Origin of the sequence: Emticicia sp., from assembly GCF_049241225.1 — a bacterium.
Taxonomy (GTDB): domain Bacteria; phylum Bacteroidota; class Bacteroidia; order Cytophagales; family Spirosomataceae; genus Emticicia.
Window position 1 is genome coordinate 15,681 of the sequence record NZ_JBMLRC010000256.1, and the last position, 1,355, is coordinate 17,035.

1 protein-coding gene is annotated in these 1,355 nt (G+C 42.0%); it reads right to left on the reverse strand.

Annotated elements, in window-relative coordinates:
* A partial coding sequence (locus ACOVO2_RS13920) for a dihydropteroate synthase (RefSeq protein WP_421770564.1) occupies positions 1-1,355 on the reverse strand: 1,355 nt, incomplete at both ends.

A 1,355-nucleotide genomic window follows, 5' to 3' on the forward strand; every position in this document is an offset into this window, starting at 1 on the left:
CCTTTAATGAGGGCGTGTTCCAAACGTTTTCCAACTGGCAATTCTCTCCACGAATTATCTATAACTTGTTCTTTTCCTTTCGATTTTACGGTTTCGGCAAACGTTACTAATCGCTCAGTTGCATCAGGGCGACGATTGAGCAATACATCTTCGCAAAGCTCTAACATATCTTTAGGAATATCATCATAAACGCCCAGTTGTCCAGCATTTACGATACCCATATCCATACCTGCTTTGATGGCGTGATACAAGAAAATCGTGTGCATGGCCTCACGTACAGGCTCGTTTCCTCTGAAACTGAAAGATATATTTGAAACTCCACCCGAAACTTTGGCGTATGGGAGATTTTCTTTTATCCAACGAGTGGCATTGATAAAATCAACTGCGTAATTATTATGTTCTTCCAAACCAGTGGCAACCGTAAGGATATTTGGGTCGAAAATAATATCTTGCGGAGGGAAATTAACTTCGTTAACTAAAATATCGTAGGCTCTTTTACAGATTTCAATTCTACGCTCAAATGAGTCAGCTTGTCCAACTTCATCAAAAGCCATCACAACCGTTGCGGCACCGTAACGTTTTACCTTTTCGGCCGATTCCTTAAATTTCGCTTCACCCTCTTTCAACGAAATCGAGTTTACGATAGATTTCCCTTGTACACATTTCAAACCAGCTTCAATCACTTCCCATTTAGAGGAGTCAATCATGATTGGCAAACGAGAAATATCTGGCTCGGCAGCAATCAAATTCAAGAAAGTGGTCATGGCTTCTACGCCATCAATCATCCCTTCATCAAGGTTCACGTCGATGATTTGAGCTCCATTTTCAACCTGATTTCGAGCAACCGAAAGTGCATCATCGTATTTCCCTTCACGAATCAAACGTGCAAAAGCCTTCGAGCCGGTTACATTACAACGCTCCCCAACATTCACAAAATTTGTTTCCTTCGTCATTTTCAAAGGCTCTAAACCCGATACTTTTTGAATCGGCTCGAAAGTTGGAATAACACGAGGTTTGTATTTTGAAGCAACTTCGGCAATTGCTTTGATGTGGGCAGGCGTTGTTCCGCAACACCCACCAATAATATTCATAAAGCCATTTTGTAGGAAATCTTCTACAATTACGGCCATTTCGGCTGGAGATTGGTCGTATTCACCCATCTCATTTGGCAAACCAGCATTTGGGTGAGCCGAAACCATGAATGGGGCTTCGTTGGCTAAAATCTGCACATACGGACGCATTAAATCAGCTCCTAAAGCACAGTTGAGTCCAATCGATAATAAATCTATATGAGAAACCGAAGTCAAGAAAGCCTCAGTTGTTTGTCCCGAAAGTGTACGACCAGAAGCATCGGT